Here is a 19,975-nt window from a genome sequence, read left to right as displayed (position 1 = left end):
ATAGGTAACTAATATAAGTATCTAATATAAAAACTAATATAAGAAACTAATATAAGAAACTAAAGCAAAGTTAACGCTGAATTACTAGCGATTCAATTCCAATAAAAAAGGAGCCTGATGGCTCCCTTTAGTGAGGTCATAACCGTAACTCATTTTATAAAAAATAGGCTTATAAAATGAGTGCGTTAATTATTTAGCGGCGTTAATGATCTCACGCGCCATTTCGTCAGCAACATCACCGGTGGTGCGGTTGTCTTTTTCGGCTTGCTCGAAGATTTTGATTAACGTGTTATAAATTTCTTCGACTTTGGCAGTGGCTTTAGCTACATCATAGTCACTTTCGAAAGAAACATTGATGATACCGCCAGCATTGATGACATAATCAGGCGCATACAAAATGCCTAGCTCTTTTAATACTTCACCATGACGAACTTCAGCTAACTGGTTATTTGCACAACCCGCAACAATTGTTGCTTTAAGCAACGGGATAGTCGTGTCGTTGATCGTTGCGCCAAGTGCACATGGTGCGTAAACATCAACATCTTGGGTATAGATATCTTGTGGTGCAACAACTGTAGCGCCAAATTCCGTGGCGACACGGTCTAAAGAAGCTTGATGGATGTCAGTCACGATCAGTTCAGCGCCATCTTCATGAAGGTGCTTACATAAGTAATAACCAACATGTCCAACGCCTTGAACCGAAATTTTTAAGCCTTTTAAGCTATCTAGACCACGCTGATGTTTTACCGCGGCTTTAATACCTAAATACGTACCTAAAGCAGTGAATGGAGATGGATCGCCACTTTTGCCCTCAAGCCCAGCCATATAGGGTGTTTCTTCATGAGCAATCATAATATCAGCTGTGGTAGTACCCACATCTTCAGCAGAGTAGTACTTACCACCTAAAGTGTGAATAAAACGACCAAATGAGCGGAATAAGGCTTCACGATCGGTAGTTTTAGGGTCTGCGATGATAACTGACTTGCCGCCACCCATTGTTAAACCAGCAAGTGCGTTTTTATAAGTCATTCCACGAGATAGACGCAACACGTCATTGATTGCCTCGTCGTCTGAGTCATAATTCCACATACGACAACCGCCCACTGCAGGGCCTAGGTTAGTATTATGGATAGCGATAATTGCTTTTAAGCCACTTTCTTTGTCGTGACAAAATACGACTTGTTCGTGGTCATCAAACGATACATGATTAAATAGAGCCACTTGTGATCTCCGCTGTGCGATTAAATAGTCGTCAGAATAAAAGTGAATAACGACTGCTTGTTATTATTTATTGCAGAACGATAGCATTTAGCGATACTCTCAACAAAGTTAGATTCATATAATTTTGTGATCTACGTGGCAATTTAGCTTGCCACTTTACGTAAACGTAAACTTTTTTTGCGTTTCGTTGCATTTGTCACACAAATTGATATAAAGATGTAAGTGTTATGATGACGACATATAACAATAAAATAGGAAGAAAGAATGACTGAATCAGTGGCTGAGCCTAAAACAGAACAACAAGATCCAGAAGTATTAAGACAACAATGGGTCCAAGCACAATTTCAAAAAGCCAATCGATTCCTTGCCGAAAAAGGCGTTATCCCGTCAAAAGTCCTTGCTGATGAAAGCCGCTATTTAGTGCCATATTTAGCAATTTGGAAAATGGAATCGAAACAACCTACCAAGCAAACTTTTTGGGTAATGTCAGGCGATTTACCTTCTGACTATGTCGATGTAAAAGTTGCTGGTACTGCGCGTGAGGCGATTCGTCACTTTTCAATGATGTGGCAAATTAAAGCTGAAAACTTACATAAGTCTGGCGCAACTCGCGATGAGACCCAACTTAAATTTGCTAACTTATTGGTGTCTCGCGCTGAGAGCCTATATAACATGCAAAACGATGAAAAGCTTTGGCAAGACCAAGCGTAATCAAATAGATATCAGTTTTTGTAAGAAATTAAAGGCACCGAGTAGGTGCCTTTTTTATTGGATGCAATGTGCTTAAATAGTCGGTTTAGATTAACGCTATTGACTGTTTAAATGACGTTGCATTAGGTTTTGATTAACCTCAGCCATGGATAATTGTTGATCTTCAAGTAGCACAATTAAGTGATACATAAGATCTGAAGCTTCATTAATTAACTCTTCTTTATCATGTGTTGCAGCAGCTAGCGCCGTTTCTAATCCTTCTTCGCCAACTTTTTGTGCAATTCTTTTTGTACCACGTTCAAAAAGCGATGCCGTGTAGCTTGAATCTGCGCTTTGGCCTTTTCGAGAAATGATCACATTGGTGAGGTTGTCAATGAAGCTGTGAGCATTGCCGTTAGGCCAGCAGCTTTCAGTTCCTGTGTGGCAGGTAGGGCCATTTGGAATAACCTGAACCAGTAAACTGTCATTGTCACAGTCTTTATCAATGGCAACTAAATCTAATGTGTTGCCTGACGTTTCACCTTTAGTCCATAGGCGTTGTTTTGAGCGACTGAAAAAAGTTACTTTGCCTGTTTCTAAGGTATGTTCTAACGCCGCTTTATTCATATAACCCAGCATAAGCACCTTACCGGTTAAGTGGTTTTGAACCACGGCTGGTAATAAATCGTTTTGTTTATCCCATGCTAGTGCTGAGGTATCAAATGTCACAGTTGCAGATAATGTCATAATTCAGTTTCACTTCTTATTCAGTTTCTTTGCCTGTTAAATACGAATCGCAATGTTTTCATTGGCTAAATATTGCTTTAATTCAGCGATATCGATAATTCCCTTATGAAACACACTGGCTGCTAGGGCAGCATCAACATTCGCTTGCTGAAACACTTCCTTGAAATGTGCCATTGTGCCTGCACCGCCAGAAGCAATTAATGGGACATCACAAATTGCTCTTACCATGCTGAGCTGTTTAATATCATAACCGCCTCTCACGCCATCTTGGTTCATGACGTTCAGTACAATTTCGCCACAACCTCTAGTTTGAACTTCTTCAACCCAATCTTGAGTAAACCATTGCGTATCTTTAGTTGCAGCTTCGTCACCAGTAAATTGCTTTACTTTGTAGCTATCTGATTCGTTATCATAGAATGAGTCAATACCAATCACGATGCATTGGCGGCCAAATTCATCCTGTAATCGTGAAATCAAACTCGGGTCGCTGAGTGCTGGTGAGTTAATTGAAATTTTATCGGCACCGTAAGCTAACATTTGTCGTGCTTGTTCGATGGTTTTAATTCCACCAGCGACGCAAAAAGGAATATCGATTTGCGCTGCGACTCGACTTACCCAAGACTTATCAATCACTCTATCATGGGCACTGGCGGTAATATCATAAAACACTAACTCATCAGCACCTTCTGCCGCATATCTTGCTGCTAATGGTTCAATATCACCAATGATTTCATGGTTACGAAATTGAACCCCTTTTACGACTTGTCCATCACGAACATCGAGGCAGGGGACTAGGCGTTTGGCCAACATGTGATTGCCTCCTCAACGGTAAAATTATTTATCAGTAATGCTTTACCAATGATAATACCATTGGCGTTACTGTCTCTTACCGCCGCGACATCATCAAGGCTTGCTATACCGCCAGAGGCTTGCCAAGTAATGTTTGGGTATTTACTTGCAAGCTCAGCATAAAGAACTGTATTAGCGCCTTGTAAAGTACCATCACGGCTAATATCGGTGACCAATGCATGTTTAAGTCCAACTGTGCTGTATTCTGACACTAATGATTCTAACGACTTACCACCGCCAGTTTGCCAGCCTGACACTGCGACAATTTTTTCGCCTTGCTCGTTAATATTGACATCTAACGCTAAACAAATGGCATCACTGCCGTATTTTACAAACCAGCTTTTGACCAATTCGGGCTCTTTGACTGCTAATGAACCAATGACGACACGTTTAACGCCACTATCTAATAACTCTTTTACTTGCTGTTCACTACGGATCCCGCCGCCGACTTGGATATCGGTGTTTAAGCCTGCAACCAATTGTGAAATCAATGCTATTTGGCGCTTTTCGGGATCCTTAGCACCTGTTAAATCTACGATATGAAGTAGCTTAGCCCCTTGGGATTCATAAGACTGAAGTTGAGCTAATGGACTTAAATCAAAAGTCGTTTTTTGTTGGTAGTCGCCTTGATATAAACGCACCACTTGGCCGTCGATTAAATCAATTGCTGGAATGATCATGCTTGGTTCCCCATGTTTAGGAAATTTTGTAATATCTGCGAGCCTATTGCTGCACTTTTTTCTGGGTGAAATTGAACACCAAAAAAGTTATCTTTTGCAATGGCGGCACTAAATGCTTCACCGTATTGTGATGATGCGATGGTGTACTGACTGAGTGGCGCCTTAAAGCTATGGACAAAATACACATAACTACCGTCTTCAATCCCTTTAAACAACGGATGGTCAGATACTGTTATTTGGTTCCAACCCATGTGTGGTAATGGCAAGCCTTGACTGTCTAATTCATTAATTTGAGTAGGAATTAATCCCAAGCAGGCTATGTCTTGTTCTGTGCGCCCACCGTGCTCATTGGATTTCTCCGTGAGCATTTGCATCCCTAAACATACCCCCATGACAGGTTGGGTTAGGTTGTTAATAATGGACACTAAATCGCGGCTCACAAGCGCATCCATCGCCGCGCCAGCAGTGCCGACACCAGGCAATACGACTCTTGCGGCGGACTTAATCACTTGATGGTCAGCAGATACAATGACATCAGCGTTTAGTCGCTCAAATGCAAATCGTACCGAGCTTAGGTTTGCACAGCCAGTATCAAGAATGACGGTTGTGTTGTTATCTGACATGAATTGCGCTCCTTACAGTACACCTTTACTTGAAGGCAGCAAATCACCTTCGACTTTTACTGCTTGGCGTAACGTGCGGCCTAAAACTTTGAATAGCGCTTCAACTTTGTGGTGATCATTATCGCCATCGGTGCTGATGTGTAACGTACAACGCAGGCCATCGGCAAATGAGCGGAAAAAGTGTGGCACCATTTCAGTGGCCATTTCACCGACCATTTCACGATCGAACTGAGCATTGAATTTAATAAATGGACGACCAGAAATATCCATTAGACACTCTCCATTTGCTTCATCCATAGGCAGACTGAAGCCGAAACGGGCAATACCACGTTTATCACCTAGTGCTTTGCGTAATGCGTCGCCTATGGCTAAGGCGGTATCTTCCACGCTGTGGTGATCGTCTATTTCTAAATCGCCATCAACAGTCACATCCATTCTGAAATTTCCGTGAGTTTGAATTTGATCTAGCATGTGGTCAAAAAAGCCAATACCTGTATCAATTTTGCCTTTGCTAGTATCATCAAGGTTAATATTAACTTTAATATCCGTCTCTTTTGTTGTGCGAACAACTTCACTGATACGGCCTTGATTTAAGATTGCATCTGTAATGGCAACCCAATCGAGTGTTTCACGTTGATATTGAAAACTACGGACCCCCATAGCACTTGCAAGTTCCACATCAGTATAACGATCGCCAATGACCGCTGAGGTCGTAAAATCGACTTTACCTTGTGTTAAGTATTCTTTGACCAAGCCTAATTTGGGCTTACGACAACTGCAATTATCAGCGTCAAAGTGTGGGCAAATGACGACATCATCAAATTTGACACCTTGGCTTTCAAAGATTTGCATCATCATATTGTGCGGTGCGTCAAAGTCTGCTTGTGGGAATGAATCTGTGCCTAAACCATCTTGGTTGGACACCATCACTAAACGGTAACCCGCTTTTTGTAGTTTTAGTAAAGAAGGAATGACTTGTGGTTCAAACACTAGCTTATCAAGTCTATCTAACTGCTTATCAATTGCTGGTTCCTCAACTAAGGTGCCATCTCTGTCGATAAATAAAATGTTTTGTTTCATCTCTTTTCCTTCAAAATATTTTTATTCTTTAAATTGGGTAATATCTATCAAACGGGTGAGTTTAGGCTATTGATTGCATCGATAAGTCTGTCTGTGTCTGATGCATGGCTAAAACTAAATCGAATTCGACTTTGTAAACGTGGGTCTTTATAAGCCCGTGCAACTATCCCAGCTTGCTGCAAAGCGTTACTGACCGTATCAGGTTGAGTAAACTCAGCTAATACAAAATTGCCGTGGGCAGGTAATACTTTAGCGCCAGCTTGTTGCAGCGCATTGGATAATCGCTGCCCTTGAGTGCTGAGCTGTGCAACTTGCTGCTGCATTAACTCAATACCCGTTATCGACAGTGCATTTTGGGCTAATTCTGCAACGGGAAGAGGCACTGGGTAAGGCGCAATAACCCGCATAATTAAACTGACAATATCGCTGTTGGCCATTAAAAAACCGCAGCGAGCTCCTGCTAATGCAAATGCTTTTGAAAGGGTTCTTAACACGACCAGGTTAGGATACTGAGTCACTAAGTCAGCCACTGAGTATTGCGGAGAAAACTCAATATATGCTTCATCAACCACCACAATGGCATTTGGCATAGCTTCAACGGCCGCTGTAATATCCTGCTTTTGAATAATCGTGCCAGTTGGATTATTGGGGTTGCAAATAAAGACGACTTTTGCGCCATCAATTTGCGAGGCATAATTTTCTGGGAGTTGATAGCTATCAGTTAGGTTTAAATTGTTGACACCTACATTGTATGTTTGTGCGCTGATCGCATACATACCGTAAGTTGGCCCAAAGCAAGCTATTTTATCAACGCCTGGGGTGCAGAAGGTTCTAATAAGTAGCTCAATCCCCTCATCAGCTCCACGAGTTGAAACGATATTTTCAACAGGCACCTTAGCATATTGACTGTAAGCATTAATTAATGGCTCAGGCTGACATTCAGGGTAACGATTTAATGTATCTAAATCGCTATTATTAAAAGGCGACTCATTGGCGTTTATCCAAATATCGCCGCGACCACCAATGCGTCTCGCACTTTCATAGGGAACAAGGCTTAACAGCTCTGGTCTAGCTAACGATTCTGCTAACGTTAGCGCAGATTTTGATGAGGATTCACTGTTATTTGTCATCTATCTTTACTCTTTATAAGCTATTTAAGCGAATGGCTACGGCATTTTTATGAGCATCAAGTAACTCATTTTCTGCTAGTACCATGACTGTTTCGCCAAGACCTTGTAAGCCTTGTGGAGTTAATTCTTGTACGGTAAATCGGCGAGAAAAATCAGCTAATGACAAACTAGAAACGCTGCGACTATATCCGTAAGTTGGTAATACATGGTTGGTTCCACTCGCGTAATCGCCAACTGATTCTGGCGTATATGCCCCTAGAAAAACACTACCTGCGGCTCGAATATTGGTTAATACATCACGAGGTTTTTCAGATTGTATGATTAAGTGCTCAGGACCATAAAGGTTAGATACCATGGCTGCTTGAGACATATCATCAACAATGATAGACCGGCTGCAACTGAGTGCTTGTGCGGCTATATCTTGTCGAGATAAGACGTTAAGTTGCTTACTGAGCTCTAGGTTGACTTCATTAGCCACTGATTCAGAATCTGTGACTAACATAACCTGTGAATCAGGCCCATGTTCTGCTTGGGATAACAAATCAGCCGCGATGAAGGCTGGATTTGCGAGTTCGTCTGCAATGACAAGCACTTCCGATGGGCCCGCTGGCATATCAATTGCGACGCTGCAGCGGCCATCTTGTGAAACTAAACGTTTAGCTTCAGTGACAAAGCGATTACCGGGGCCGAAGATTTTATCAACACTTGGCACCGATTCAGTACCAAAGGCGAGGGCAGCGATAGCTTGTGCACCACCAACCTGATAAATTTCTGTGATGCCACAGACCTTTGCTGCATAAACAATTGCATCATTAATTGGTGGAGGACTGACTAAAACACGTTGCTCACAGCCTGCAATTTTAGCTGGTAAAGCCAGCATCATTACCGTAGAAATTAGCGGCGCACTGCCGCCTGGTATGTATAAACCGACTTTCTGAATTGGCTCAGAGCGAAGCTCACAGCGAACACCGGGTTGCGTTTCTACATCAATTGCTTGGAATGTTTGTGCTTGGTGAAACGTTTCAATATTATTCACGGCATTAGCAACAGCAGACTTAACATCTTCAGATACTCTGGTACAAGCTAGTGAGATATCATCATCAGACATAGCAATGGAATCGATACTAACCCCATCGAATTGCTGACTATATTTGACTAAAGCGCTGTCACCATCAGCCACAACAGTGTTGATGATGTCTCTAACTGAACGCTCAACACTATTGTCACCAACTAATGGCGAGCGATTTAGCGCAGTTTGTTGCTTTGTTGAACTTAATTCATTCCAATCTAGAATTTGCATTGTTTGCTGTGTTTGCATGTGCAGCTCCACTACGACAAATGTGTTAGTTAACCGGCCATTTTTTCGATAGGCATAACAAGGATTGAACTCGCACCCAGTGCGGTTAACTCTTCCATTGTGTCCCAGAATAAATCTTCAGTGCTAACGGCGTGGATTGCGACCCGATCAGTATCATCATTGAGTGGTAATACGGTTGGGTTTTCAGCACCCGGTAATAGTGCAACGATTTGATCAAGAGTTTCTCTTGGTGCGTGCAGTAGAATATACTTGCTTTCACGAGCTCGTACGACGCCGTTCATGCGTGAAAGGATTTTATCGATGAGTGCTTGTTTTGCTGGTACTTGCTCCTCAGCTGATTGAATAATGCATGCCATTGATTGATAGATGATATCTGTTTCGTATAAACCATTCGCTTCAAGAGTCGCACCTGTTGAAACTAAATCACAGATACCGTCAGCTAATCCTGCACGTGGGGCAACTTCAACCGAACCTTTTAACATACAGTCGCTATAGTTAATGCCTTTTTGTTGCATGTAACGACGTAAAAGGTTTGGATAAGAAGTCGCAATACGTAAACCTTCTAGTGAGCTTGCATCTTCATAGCTAAATTCATTTGGAACAGCGAGGGAAAGGCGACATGCTCCAAAATCTAATTCACGTAATTTTACACAGTCAGCTGGCTTACCAAGTGTTTGACGTTCTATTTGTTCTTCTTCAAGAACATTCTCGCCAATAATACCTAAATCAACGACACCATCCATAACTAAGCCAGGGATATCATCATCACGTACACGCAGTAAATCGATTGGCATGTTGTCAGCGTGTACAATTAAACGTTGTTCGTTTACGTTGAACTTTACGCCACAACTTTTAAGTAATTTCTGTGACTCTTTTGAAAGGCGACCTGATTTTTGAATTGCAATACGCAGTCTGTTATTTTCGCTCATGATGTATTTCCTATTAAATTTGATATAAAAACAATTATTTAAAGCCTAAAACTAAAAAACCCCTGAAATTTCTTTCAGGGGTTTGTGTATGTTTTTACAACCGCCTGAAGGAAATAGTCCTCCGGCAGTAAGCATCCGAAGGCTACCGCAAATGGTGATGATGATGGTTTGTATTGATTCGGATGAACATAATAAATTCTCTATTAAATTAGCTTGTGTAATTTCATTACGAACAATCTAACCCCTTTTAATTTTGTTTGCAATACAGAATAAACACTATTTGCATTTTTTTGCTAAATAAAAAATATATCTTATATCAGTATGATTTCTAGGCTTATTTTTACTCTGTTTGTATATACAAGTAAGGTGTTTAATTCTGATAAATCAATATTTATCGTCGCAATCATCAATGAAGAGCTTTAACTCAAAGAAACTTTATTTCATTGTTTACTGTTGTAAATCATTGGATAATGAAAAGCTTGATAGATGACCGAGTACGGTTATTTGTTTTTTCCACTAAAAAGGCAAGATTAAGCATCATAGTGAGCAGCAAATTACGCAAAGAAGTCGACTTGGCTTTTTCTCCTCAGGGCGCTTTAGCAAAAAGTGTTCATCAATATCGTCCAAGGCAAAGTCAGTACGACATGGCTTTGGCTGTGACGAGTGCCATCAGTGATAAACACAATTTAATTTTAGAAGCAGGTACAGGTGTAGGTAAAACGTTTGCTTATTTGATCCCTGCATTATTAAGTGGTAAGCAAGTTATCATTAGTACAGGGAGTAAAAACCTGCAAGAACAGCTTTTCTTCAAAGACTTACCACTATTATTAACCATGTTTTCTGTCGCGCCCAAAACGGCGCTACTAAAAGGTCGCAGTAATTACTTATGTCAACTTAGGTTGGAAAAGAACTTACAAAAAATAAGTCAATTGTCACCGCAAGTGGTTGATGAGCTGATCAAGATAAATCAATGGGCTAGTATGACCAAAGATGGTGATACTGGTAACTTAACCTCAGTAGCAGAACATTCGGCGACCATTGCCACAGTCACCAGCACCAAAGAAAGCTGCACTGGTAAAAAGTGCAGTTATTACGATGCCTGTTTTAGTCGTAAAGCAAAGGTTAAAGCACAAGATGCGAAAATTGTTGTGGTTAATCATCATTTATTCTTTGCTGACCGATTACTAAAAGACACAGGATTTGCAGAATTATTACCAGAAGCCGATGTCGTCGTTTTTGATGAAGCTCACTTGGTTCCTGATGTTTGCATTAACTATTTTGGTCAACAAATTGCGACGCGTGATATCGACAGAGTGCTAAATCAAATTATTGATGTGTATCGAACAGAGCTAAGAGACAGCATTCAATTGGAGCAGCTGAGTCAACGACTATTAGTGAAGTTATCTCGTTGGCAAAATGCATTGCTTGAGGGGGATGTCACAGATTGGCGCCACGTTATTTCAAATAAAGATTTAGCCACACAATCTTGGGATTTATTGAATGAACTGACGACGTTGCTTGCTGTGACAACAGAACATGTTGGCCGCAGTGAAACGTTAGATAATGTAGTAGGTCAACTCTCTTCAATCGTTGCACAGCTTCAACTGTACTTTGAATGTAATGATCAAAATGCCGCTTACAGTGTTGAACCTAGTGGTCGATTTACTATGTTAAGAATTGCACCGATTAATATCGCCAAGCAATGTCAGCAATTGTTTGATAAACAAACTCAATGGATTTTTACCTCGGCGACGTTACAAGTGAACCGACAGCTTAAACATTTTGCTGACGAGTTGGGGTTGGGTAAAGCAAAGCAAATTATCTTAGATAGTCCGTTTGATTATCCAAACCAAGCATTATTTTGTGTGCCAAGACATCTTGCTAAGTCAGGTCAAACTGAAGCTAATGTTAATCAACTCGTGGATGTCTGTACGCAAGCAATTAATGCAGCACAAGGACGGACTTTTATTTTATTCACCAGTCATCATATGCTGCAGCAAGTTGCGATAATGCTTCAACGTAAAGTGAATTATCCTTTGTTGGTACAAGGACAGGCGAGTAAGCAAAGCTTGTTAAATAAATTTCGCCAACTCGGAAATGGTGTATTGCTGGGGACAAGTAGCTTTTGGGAAGGTATTGATGTGAGAGGGCGGTTACTTAGCTGCGTAATCATCGACAAACTGCCTTTTGTTTCTCCTGATGACACGTTATATCGCGCTAGAGCGGCAAATGCTGAGAGAAGTAATAACGATCCTTTTACGTCTATATCATTACCTCAAGCCGTTATTAGCTTAAAGCAAGGTGTAGGTCGTCTTATTAGGGACGAGAAAGACAGAGGGGTATTAATACTGTGTGACAACCGTATTGTAAATAGACGCTATGGCGAAGCATTCATCAATTCATTACCGCCAATGAGCAGGACTCGTGATTTAGATACTGCGTTACGCTTTTTAAAAAGTATCCCATAAGTTATTATAGCGATCATTATTTACCGAATTACTCTAGGGTTAACACGTCTTACATGGCTCACATTGATTCAGATATAACAATACTTGCATTAGATGCTTGCACAGAATCTTGCTCGGCAGCGCTGTTGCATAACCAAGATTTACATTGTCGTTCGGCAAATGCGCCAAGAGAACATAGCCAGCGTTTATTGCCAATGGTTGATGAAGTATTGAAAGAAGCAAATATTAAGATTGCAGATGTAAACTTGATTGCATATGGGCGTGGGCCAGGTAGTTTTACTGGAATTCGAATTTGTACAAGTATGACTCAAGGCTTAGCACTAGGACATGATATACCTGTTATCGGTATTTCTACTTTGGCAGCTATGGCACAAATGGCTATTGACACTGACAGTGCTAAACAAGTATTTGTAGCCATTGATGCAAGAATGAATGAAATATACTGGGGACAGTTTACTAATTCAGATGGAATTGCAACGTTAGTTGGCGAAGAACATGTATCTACTCCAGAGCAAGTAAATATACTGTTAGATACTGAGCAAACGATCACACTGTGTGGCACTGGGTTTGATGCATATCCTGATTTATTGTCAAATCTTGATTCTGCACAAATGAGTGATATCAAATTACCCGATGCCAAAGCGATGTTAACACTTGCGCAATTGGGATATAAGCAAGGTTTATCGACTCCTGTGGATGAGCTTGCTCCCGTGTATTTGCGTGATACGGTGACTTGGAAAAAATTACCAGGGCGCGAATAATAGATTAGCTTTATTTGCTTGATGAGTTTGTGTTTAACTCTTGGCTTATTATTAGCTTAGTATTAGCTAAGTATGGGCTTAATATTAGCTTTCTAATAATGTAGTTAAGTATGTGTGTAGTTAAATATGTGTTTAGTTAAATAGGAGGACAATTTGCTTCATACAATGCAATCATCAATTCAGCCTTTGTCTTCTTATAATCCATTTACATTAAGAACTGACACAAACAAGATTGCTGATAATAATAGTCAAAATAACCAAGCGGTAAATAATCAACAATCGACAGTTGATAGGTTAACTCGTTCTCGTCAAGTCTCTGAAGTGAATCATACTTCTGCGGCAAAACAAGAAACCTTGACCACGGCTGCTGAACCGACTAATGCGCACGTTGTCTTTGTTGAGCAATCTGTTATTAACGATGCCGTCGATGCAAAACTGCAGTACGACAAGCAAACACATTTTAACGCATCACAGCAACAGCATGTTCAAGGAAGTGGAGGTGCGATTAAAGAATACCTATTAAACCAACATGCTGCTCAACGAGAGCAAATTCAACAAATGGTGGGTATTGATTTATATGCATGATCCTAAGCCTGCTCGCTTATCCGCTATTCCTTCTAAAGGGCTTTTCTTTTTTGAACTACTGATTGCTTTTCTGATTACTAAACTGCCTATTATCAGTATTCCTTTTAAATGGTTTGAAAGCTATTTTCATGAGATTTCCCATGGATTAGCGGCTATAGCCAGTGGAGGCATTGTCACTCAAATTCAATTATTTCCTAATGGTGCGGGCTTATGTTTTACCCAAGGGGGCTTTGCACCTTTCATCACTTTTAGTGGCTATTTTGGTGCTGCGCTGTGGGGGTATATCATCTTCTTATTGGCGACTTGGCGAGCGGGCATTAAATTTACCTTAGGCATTCTTGGTACAACAGTCCTCGCATCATTAATTTTCTGGGCGAGAGATTTATTAACCATATTCATTTTAATTTCGTTAGCCGTTGTGTTTCTAATGCCGCTTAAATTTAATAATTTTGCATGGCTTAACAGTTTGTTACGAACACTGGGTTTGATGATTGTGCTTAATGCTATGGCGAGCCCGACAATTCTTTTTGGTTTATCAACTCAAGGAGATGCGGCTAAGCTATCACAGTTAACATGGCTACCAGCTTGGCTTTGGGTAATAATCTGGTTAGTGTTTAGCTGCACTATGTTATGGATGTGTTGGCGAAGAGTAGACGACAAAAAGCCAGAAACAGTTTAGAGTGATCAACTTAGCAATTTTTGCCGTATCAGTTGCTGTTTTTTAAAACAATTTCTTCAGGGAGAAGACAATGAAACGTACGTTATTGTTAACCACAATGTTAGGTTTAAGTTCGATTGGTCTATCGACCATCAGTACAAATGTGGTTGCACATGAGCACGGTCATTCAACAAGTGACAAAGCACAAGCTGTTAAAGTTAACCCTCAACTCGCAGAAGCTGTAGCAAGTAGCTTCAGAAGCGAAAAAATTCAGCCCGTGATGGATATCGTCATCCTGCTGAAACCTTAGCTTTTTTAGGTGTTCAAGCGGATGATACCGTTATTGAGCTTTGGCCTGGCGGCGGTTGGTATGCCGAAATCTTGGCACCTTACCTTGCAGAAAAAGGTCAGTACATTGGTGGTATTTTTGAAACCAATCCAAAAGAAGATACTAAGCGCACTCAATATTACGCTAAAGCAGGTAAAAAGTTTCAAAGCTGGTTAGCTGATAACAAAGATGCTGTAGGTAATGCTAAAACCGTGACTTTTCAGCCACCTGCATCTGTTGTTTTAGGTGAAGATAACAGTGCTGACTATGTATTAACATTCCGTAATTTACATAATTGGGCTGGCCAGAAACAACTTGAAAATGCTTTTACAGCTTCTTTTAATGTACTAAAAGATGGCGGCGTTTTTGGTGTGGTTGAACATCGTGCAAACCCTGGTATGTCATTTGATAGCGGCTATATGGATCAGGCTGAAATGATTGCACTGGCTGAAAAAGTCGGCTTTACATTAGCGGCGTCATCGGAAGTGAATGCCAACCCTAAGGATACAAAAGATTATCCAAAAGGTGTTTGGACATTACCGCCACGTTTAGCCCTTGAAGATCAGGACAAAGATAAATATCTCGCGATTGGTGAAAGTGATCGTATGACTTTAAAATTTGTTAAAAAAGCGAAATAACCACGCTATAACTGATATAGAAGATAATGATGAATGAGCCAATTGATGCGGCATTAGAATTTGAAGATGTCGATTTTCAATTGGCTCATATTCGTTTAGCAGCAAAGCGATATGGAAGTAGTAACAAACCCGTTTTACTGGCTTTACATGGTTGGTTAGATAATGCCGACAGCTTCGTACCGTTAGTTAATGCGCTATCTGAGCAGCAAGTATTTACAGATTATCAAATTATTGCCGTAGATTGGCCTGGTCATGGCTTATCTCAACATCGTCCAGGGCAATATCCATTGCATTGGATTGATTACCTCTATGATTTGCACGAACTCGTTTTATTACTTAAGCAAGACCAGCCTGTAACCGTTATCGGACACTCTTTAGGTGGGATAGTTGCGGCAGCTTATAATGCGGCTTTCCCTGATAGCTTAAAGCAACTCATATTAATTGAAGCTTTATCGCCATTATTTGAAGATGTGTCGAAATCTAAAGTAAGAGTCAATAGAAGCTTTCAGCAGCATATCAGATTCAATCAAGCTGGGATTCAGGGGCAAAAACAACCTGAGTCTTCATCAAACTTAACGCTTGAGCGGGCCGTAAATGCCCGTCATAAGCTCACTGGTATGGATCCTAAGTGGTGTGAGTTAATTATAAAGCGAAATCTTGAAATCAAAGATCATCAATATTGTTGGAAAAGTGATCCTCGTTTGAAACTGGATTCTCCTTATAGATTAACCTTTGAACAGGTTGATGTTTTAATGAGCGTCAGTGATACCCCTTGTTTATTAATATTAGCCGAAGAGGGCTATAAACAGTTAAAATTGGCAATACCGCAAGCTAAGCTGTGGTTTACACAGCTTACGAATGTGCAGATTAAAGGCGATCACCATTTACATATGGGAAGCGCAGCACAAGTTGCTAACACGATTAGAACATTTATTCTAAATTAAGCTTTCTTTGTTTTAAAATCACTAGGATTTTTAATTTATTTATGTGATTATGGTCTCAATTAAAACGGTCGTATGATTTTTTGCGGCTCAAGAATAATAACTATCAATAACGTTTTTACTGCAACTCATAACAATAATAAAAATATCAGCTAGTTTTAAGTGCAGTGATCTTCGACCTTGTAAAAATTGAAGCCCGTCTTCTTAGCAATGGTCAGGATAAATAGGAGAATTTTGTGGACCAGCCTTGGATTAATAATTTACCAGAACACGTACCGGCAGAAATTGACTCAGCACAATTTTCAACCCTTGTCGATATGTTTGAATCTGCGGTAGCTAAATATGCTGACCAACCTGCGTTTATCAATATGGGGGCGACACTGACTTATAGGAAGTTAGAAGAAAGAAGTCGTGCATTTGCAGCCTATTTACAAAATGAACTCAAGTTAGAAAAAGGCGACAGAGTCGCCTTGATGATGCCTAATTTACTGCAATACCCAATTGCATTATTTGGTGTATTACGTGCGGGCATGGTCGTGGTTAATGTTAACCCTCTATATACCCCAAGAGAATTAAAACATCAGTTAGTTGATTCTGGTGCTAAAGCCATTGTCGTTGTGTCGAATTTTGCACGTACATTGGAAGAAGTAGTTTCAGAAACGCCTGTAGAATCGGTGATCATCACTGGGTTAGGTGATCAACTGAGTGCACCAAAAAGAACCTTAGTCAACTTCGTGGTTAAGTACATCAAGAAGATGGTGCCTAAATACAACTTGCCCCATGCATTGTCTTTTAGGCAGTCTTTAAGTAAAGGCCGTCGTTTACAATACGTAAAACCTGAGATTTCACCAGAGGATTTGTCTTTCTTGCAATATACCGGTGGTACTACGGGTGTTTCGAAAGGCGCGATGTTGAGTCATAAAAACGTTGTGAGTAATGTTTTGCAAGCCAATGGTGCATATTCGCCAGCTTTGAAAGATGGTACCGAATTTGTCGTTACTGCATTGCCGCTTTATCACATCTTCGCACTCACTGTTAACTGTTTGCTGTTTTTACATAAAGGCAGTAAAAACTTATTAATTACTAACCCTCGTGATTTACCAGCGTTCGTTGGCGAGTTGAAGAAGTATCCTTTTACAGCGCTGACAGGGGTTAACACGTTATTCAACGCCCTAGTTAATGATGAAGACTTTAATAGTCTTGATTTCAGCCGCTTAAAGCTTTCTATTGGGGGCGGAATGGCCGTACAAAAAGCCGTTGCTGACAAATGGCAAAGCATTACTAAGACACGATTACTTGAAGGTTATGGGTTAACTGAAGCATCGCCACTGGTGACGTGTTGTCCTTATAACCTTGACGGTTATAACGGATCGATTGGTTTCCCTGCGCCGTCAACTGACATACAAGTGCGTGATGATGAAGGTAATGTATTAGCCCAAGGTGAAACTGGTGAGCTATTTGCGAAAGGCCCGCAAGTTATGCAAGGCTACTGGCAGCGTCCAGAGGAAACTGCAAAAGTCATCGACAAAGACGGTTGGCTAGCGACTGGTGATATTGGCTACATGGATGAAAAAGGATTCTTTTTCATTGTTGACCGTAAAAAAGACATGATTTTGGTATCAGGTTTTAATGTATTTCCAAATGAAGTTGAAGATGTCATTGCACTGCATCCTAAAGTCATTGAGGTTGCGGCTGTTGGTGTTCCAAATGAAGCCAGCGGTGAATTAGTTAAAGTATTTGTCGTCGCAAAAGATAACAGCTTAACTGATAGCGATATTATTAAACATTGTCGTCATCATTTAACAGGATATAAGGTACCAAAGCTGGTAGAATTCAGAGATGAGTTACCAAAATCCAATGTAGGTAAGATTTTACGACGAGAGCTTCGAGACGAAGTTAAATCAGCGTAAAGTAAAGCCGGCAGTTGCCGGCTTTTTAATGCATCCTATTTAGACCTTTCATTGGCGATAAGTTAATACTGGAGTGAATTTTGTTATCGTTCGAATACATTAGTGACCAAGCAAGTTTAGAAGCGTTAGTGGCACAATATCAACAAAGTGAATTACTGGTCTTAGACACTGAATTCGTAAGAACAAGAACCTACTACGCGAAGTTGGGTCTTATTCAAGCCTATGATGGCAAAACATTGGCGCTAATCGATCCCGTTGCTCTGCCTGATTTATCGTGTTTTTGGGAGTTATTAACAAATACTTCAATTACTAAACTTGTGCATTCTTGTAGTGAAGATTTAGAAGTGTTCGCACGTTACGGACAATGTCAGCCAAGTCCTTTATTTGATAGCCAAATTGCCGCTAGCTTATGTGGTTTGGGACATGGGGTTGGTTACGCAAAATTAGTTAATATGTTTTTAGACATTGAGATTGATAAAGGCGAGTCTCGAACTGATTGGATGAAACGTCCGTTAACCGATGCACAATTACAATATGCCGCGAATGACGTTTACTATTTATATAACCTTTACCCACAATTACTTGAAAAAGTTAATCAAGCCAGCCGCATGGATTGGTTACTAGAAGAGGGTGAGCGGATGACAGAAGGGCGTTTAACGCCGCCTGATGAAGAGTTTGCTTATTTAAAGGTGAAAAATGCGTTTCAGTTATTCCCAAAACAATTGGCTTACTTGAAAGTATTGGCCACTTGGCGTTTACAAAAAGCATTAAAGAAAGATTCTGCACTTGGCTTTATCATTAAAGATCATGCCTTGATTGCTTTAGCAAAAAAACAGCCGAAAACGGTAGTCGAGTTGAATCAATTAAATGACTTAACCGATCATGAAAAGCGTTTCCATGGTAAAGAGATCATCAAACTGCTTCAAACAGCAGATTTAGAAAACTTACCAGAAGCTGTGGACGTGATAGCCCTTAAAAATGGTTATAAAGCCTCATTTAAAGAAGTTAAAGTCATCCTCACGCAACTGGCTGAGCAACATGATGTCGCGATTGAGTTTATTGGCTCTAAACGTCTCATTCATGAATTTTTACTGTGGCTCTATCATAAAAAACAAACAGACACGCCATTATTATTAACCGGCTGGCGAGCGAGTATCATTAAAGATAGTCTAGAAGGAATAAAGTTTGGTTAACACGAAAGGAACTTTTATATAGTCAGCAAGGCTATTGAGTTAACGATATTAAAAAAGCCAAGATATGTGTTTATCTTGGCTTTTTTATAGTGAGGTTCAGCTTAGTAAGCTATGACCTGAAAAACGTTATTTGCCATCAGGTAAGGTGACGTTTAACTCAAGTACCGACAGCTTGTCATCATTTTGGTCAAGCTGAACTGATACCTGATCCTCAGAGATATGAACGTATTTGCGAATAACTTCAATGATCTCTTGTTTCATTTTTGGGAAGTAATCAGGCGCATCACGTTCACCACGTTGATGTGCAACGATAATTTGCAGGCGCTCTTTGGCTGTTACCGCTGTGTTGGTTTTTTTATTGCTTCTAAAATAATCAAGTATAGACATAGTTAGCTACCAAATATCCTTTTTAAGAATCCCTTTTTCTCTTCTGTCAGAAAACGAAATGGTACTTCATCACCAAGTAAACGCGCCACAGTGTCAGCGTAGGCTAAACCTGCATCACTTTCTTCATCGTTAATGACTGGAATACCAGAGTTTGATGCTTTTAATACTGCTTGTGATTCAGGAATAACACCGACTAACTTAATGGCTAAAATTTCTGATACGTCTTCGACACTTAACATTTCACCTGTTTTAACTCTAGCAGGTGAATAGCGAGTTAATAATAAAAACTCTTGAATTGGTTCAAGATTTTGTTCTGCACGACGAGAGCGACTTTGTAACATACCAAGAATACGGTCTGAATCTCGTACAGAACTCACTTCTGGGTTAGTCGTTACAATAGCGATGTCTGCAAAATACAAGGCCATCATTGCACCTTGTTCAATACCCGCTGGTGAGTCACAAACAATATAGTCAAAGTCTTTGCTGAGTTCATCAAGCACTCCGCCTACACCTTCTTTAGTTAGTGCATCTTTATCACGGGTTTGTGACGCTGGTAAAATAAATAGCTTATCACAACGTTTATCTTTAATTAGTGCTTGATTGAGATTAGCTTCACCGTTGATAACATTGACGAAGTCATAAACAACTCTGCGCTCACAACCCATAATTAAATCAAGGTTACGTAAACCGATATCGAAATCGATAACAACAGTCTTTTTTCCTTTAAGTGCTAAACCTGTCGCAATAGCTGCACTCGAAGTTGTTTTACCTACGCCACCTTTACCTGATGTGACAACAATTATTTGTGCCATTTGTTATTATATCCTTTTATGTTGCCA

The 19,975-nt window shown here is 40.3% G+C and carries 19 protein-coding genes and 1 pseudogene; 9 read left to right on the top strand and 11 right to left on the bottom strand.

Annotation, left to right across the window (positions count from 1 at the left end):
* Positions 1-189 precede the first annotated feature (189 nt).
* A complete protein-coding gene (locus ACGEDC_RS20035; protein ID WP_055023220.1) occupies positions 190-1,221 on the bottom strand; it encodes a Glu/Leu/Phe/Val dehydrogenase dimerization domain-containing protein in 1,032 nt (343 codons plus the stop codon).
* 264 nt (positions 1,222-1,485) lie between these two features.
* Between ACGEDC_RS20035 and ACGEDC_RS20030 the strand changes: the two genes are divergently transcribed.
* Positions 1,486-1,932 (top strand): DUF4826 family protein, encoded by a 447-nt coding sequence (locus tag ACGEDC_RS20030; protein ID WP_055023219.1) that lies wholly within the window; start codon positions 1,486-1,488, stop codon positions 1,930-1,932.
* A gap of 96 nt (positions 1,933-2,028) precedes the next feature.
* Here ACGEDC_RS20030 and hisIE read toward each other — a convergent pair whose 3' ends face one another.
* The 8 genes from hisIE to hisG are packed head-to-tail and all read right to left on the bottom strand — an operon-like array spanning position 2,029 to position 9,267.
* Positions 2,029-2,658, bottom strand: coding sequence for a bifunctional phosphoribosyl-AMP cyclohydrolase/phosphoribosyl-ATP diphosphatase HisIE (gene hisIE / locus ACGEDC_RS20025; RefSeq protein ID WP_394495336.1), 630 nt, complete (start codon positions 2,656-2,658; stop codon positions 2,029-2,031).
* 36 nt (positions 2,659-2,694) lie between these two features.
* The gene (gene hisF / locus ACGEDC_RS20020) at positions 2,695-3,468 is read right to left on the bottom strand and encodes an imidazole glycerol phosphate synthase subunit HisF (RefSeq protein ID WP_394495334.1); all 774 of its coding nucleotides are present in this window, start codon (positions 3,466-3,468) and stop codon (positions 2,695-2,697) included.
* Positions 3,450-4,187, bottom strand: a complete 738-nt coding sequence (gene hisA / locus ACGEDC_RS20015) for a 1-(5-phosphoribosyl)-5-[(5-phosphoribosylamino)methylideneamino]imidazole-4-carboxamide isomerase (protein ID WP_055023216.1) — start codon at positions 4,185-4,187, stop codon at positions 3,450-3,452. The genes hisF and hisA overlap by 19 nt, the downstream gene beginning before the upstream one ends.
* Positions 4,184-4,810, bottom strand: coding sequence for an imidazole glycerol phosphate synthase subunit HisH (gene hisH, locus ACGEDC_RS20010; RefSeq protein WP_065107954.1), 627 nt, complete (start codon positions 4,808-4,810; stop codon positions 4,184-4,186). Before hisH ends, hisA begins: the two co-directional genes overlap by 4 nt.
* Positions 4,811-4,822: 12 nt before the next feature.
* The gene (hisB, locus tag ACGEDC_RS20005) at positions 4,823-5,890 is read right to left on the bottom strand and encodes a bifunctional histidinol-phosphatase/imidazoleglycerol-phosphate dehydratase HisB (protein WP_394495331.1); all 1,068 of its coding nucleotides are present in this window, start codon (positions 5,888-5,890) and stop codon (positions 4,823-4,825) included.
* Between the two features lie 47 nt (positions 5,891-5,937).
* On the bottom strand, positions 5,938-7,020 hold the full coding sequence (gene hisC / locus ACGEDC_RS20000) for a histidinol-phosphate transaminase (protein ID WP_394495329.1): 1,083 nt from the start codon (positions 7,018-7,020) through the stop codon (positions 5,938-5,940).
* A 13-nt stretch (positions 7,021-7,033) separates the two neighbouring features.
* Complete coding sequence (gene hisD, locus ACGEDC_RS19995; RefSeq protein WP_394498426.1) at positions 7,034-8,320, bottom strand: histidinol dehydrogenase; 1,287 nt, start codon at positions 8,318-8,320, stop codon at positions 7,034-7,036.
* Positions 8,321-8,367: 47 nt separating this feature from the next.
* Positions 8,368-9,267 carry an ATP phosphoribosyltransferase gene (gene hisG, locus ACGEDC_RS19990; RefSeq protein ID WP_055023212.1) on the bottom strand — a complete coding sequence of 300 codons (900 nt, stop codon included), beginning with the start codon at positions 9,265-9,267 and terminating at the stop codon, positions 8,368-8,370.
* A gap of 542 nt (positions 9,268-9,809) precedes the next feature.
* On the opposite strand from hisG, the gene ACGEDC_RS19985 reads away from it, so the two are divergent.
* The 8 genes and pseudogenes from ACGEDC_RS19985 (at position 9,810) to rnd (ending at position 18,749) form a co-directional block, all read left to right on the top strand.
* A complete protein-coding gene (locus tag ACGEDC_RS19985; RefSeq protein ID WP_394495326.1) occupies positions 9,810-11,735 on the top strand; it encodes an ATP-dependent DNA helicase in 1,926 nt (641 codons plus the stop codon).
* Positions 11,736-11,788: 53 nt separating this feature from the next.
* Positions 11,789-12,496 (top strand): tRNA (adenosine(37)-N6)-threonylcarbamoyltransferase complex dimerization subunit type 1 TsaB, encoded by a 708-nt coding sequence (gene tsaB / locus ACGEDC_RS19980; RefSeq protein ID WP_394495324.1) that lies wholly within the window; start codon positions 11,789-11,791, stop codon positions 12,494-12,496.
* Positions 12,497-12,649: 153 nt separating this feature from the next.
* Positions 12,650-13,081 carry a hypothetical protein gene (locus ACGEDC_RS19975; RefSeq protein ID WP_394495322.1) on the top strand — a complete coding sequence of 144 codons (432 nt, stop codon included), beginning with the start codon at positions 12,650-12,652 and terminating at the stop codon, positions 13,079-13,081.
* On the top strand, positions 13,074-13,760 hold the full coding sequence (locus ACGEDC_RS19970; protein ID WP_055023208.1) for a M50 family metallopeptidase: 687 nt from the start codon (positions 13,074-13,076) through the stop codon (positions 13,758-13,760). Before ACGEDC_RS19975 ends, ACGEDC_RS19970 begins: the two co-directional genes overlap by 8 nt.
* A 70-nt stretch (positions 13,761-13,830) precedes the next feature.
* Positions 13,831-14,705 (top strand): annotated as a pseudogene (locus ACGEDC_RS19965) (class I SAM-dependent methyltransferase).
* Positions 14,706-14,731: 26 nt separating this feature from the next.
* The gene (locus ACGEDC_RS19960) at positions 14,732-15,649 is read left to right on the top strand and encodes an alpha/beta fold hydrolase (RefSeq protein WP_394495319.1); all 918 of its coding nucleotides are present in this window, start codon (positions 14,732-14,734) and stop codon (positions 15,647-15,649) included.
* Positions 15,650-15,882: 233 nt separating this feature from the next.
* On the top strand, positions 15,883-17,556 hold the full coding sequence (gene fadD, locus ACGEDC_RS19955) for a long-chain-fatty-acid--CoA ligase FadD (protein WP_080915858.1): 1,674 nt from the start codon (positions 15,883-15,885) through the stop codon (positions 17,554-17,556).
* Between the two features lie 80 nt (positions 17,557-17,636).
* Positions 17,637-18,749, top strand: coding sequence for a ribonuclease D (gene rnd / locus ACGEDC_RS19950; RefSeq protein ID WP_211028833.1), 1,113 nt, complete (start codon positions 17,637-17,639; stop codon positions 18,747-18,749).
* A gap of 126 nt (positions 18,750-18,875) precedes the next feature.
* Here the strand turns inward: rnd and minE are convergent, their stop codons facing one another.
* Together minE and minD are read right to left on the bottom strand one after the other, a co-directional pair.
* Entirely contained in the window at positions 18,876-19,136 is a 261-nt protein-coding gene (gene minE, locus ACGEDC_RS19945; protein ID WP_055023203.1) for a cell division topological specificity factor MinE, read from the bottom strand.
* 2 nt (positions 19,137-19,138) lie between these two features.
* Positions 19,139-19,948 carry a septum site-determining protein MinD gene (gene minD / locus ACGEDC_RS19940; RefSeq protein WP_055023202.1) on the bottom strand — a complete coding sequence of 270 codons (810 nt, stop codon included), beginning with the start codon at positions 19,946-19,948 and terminating at the stop codon, positions 19,139-19,141.
* Between the last annotated feature and the right edge of the window lie 27 nt (positions 19,949-19,975).

The sequence above is a fragment of the Shewanella sp. ENK2 genome, from assembly GCF_043568515.1.
Classification (GTDB): domain Bacteria; phylum Pseudomonadota; class Gammaproteobacteria; order Enterobacterales; family Shewanellaceae; genus Shewanella; species Shewanella japonica.
This window is presented reverse-complemented; position numbering and strand designations above follow the sequence as displayed.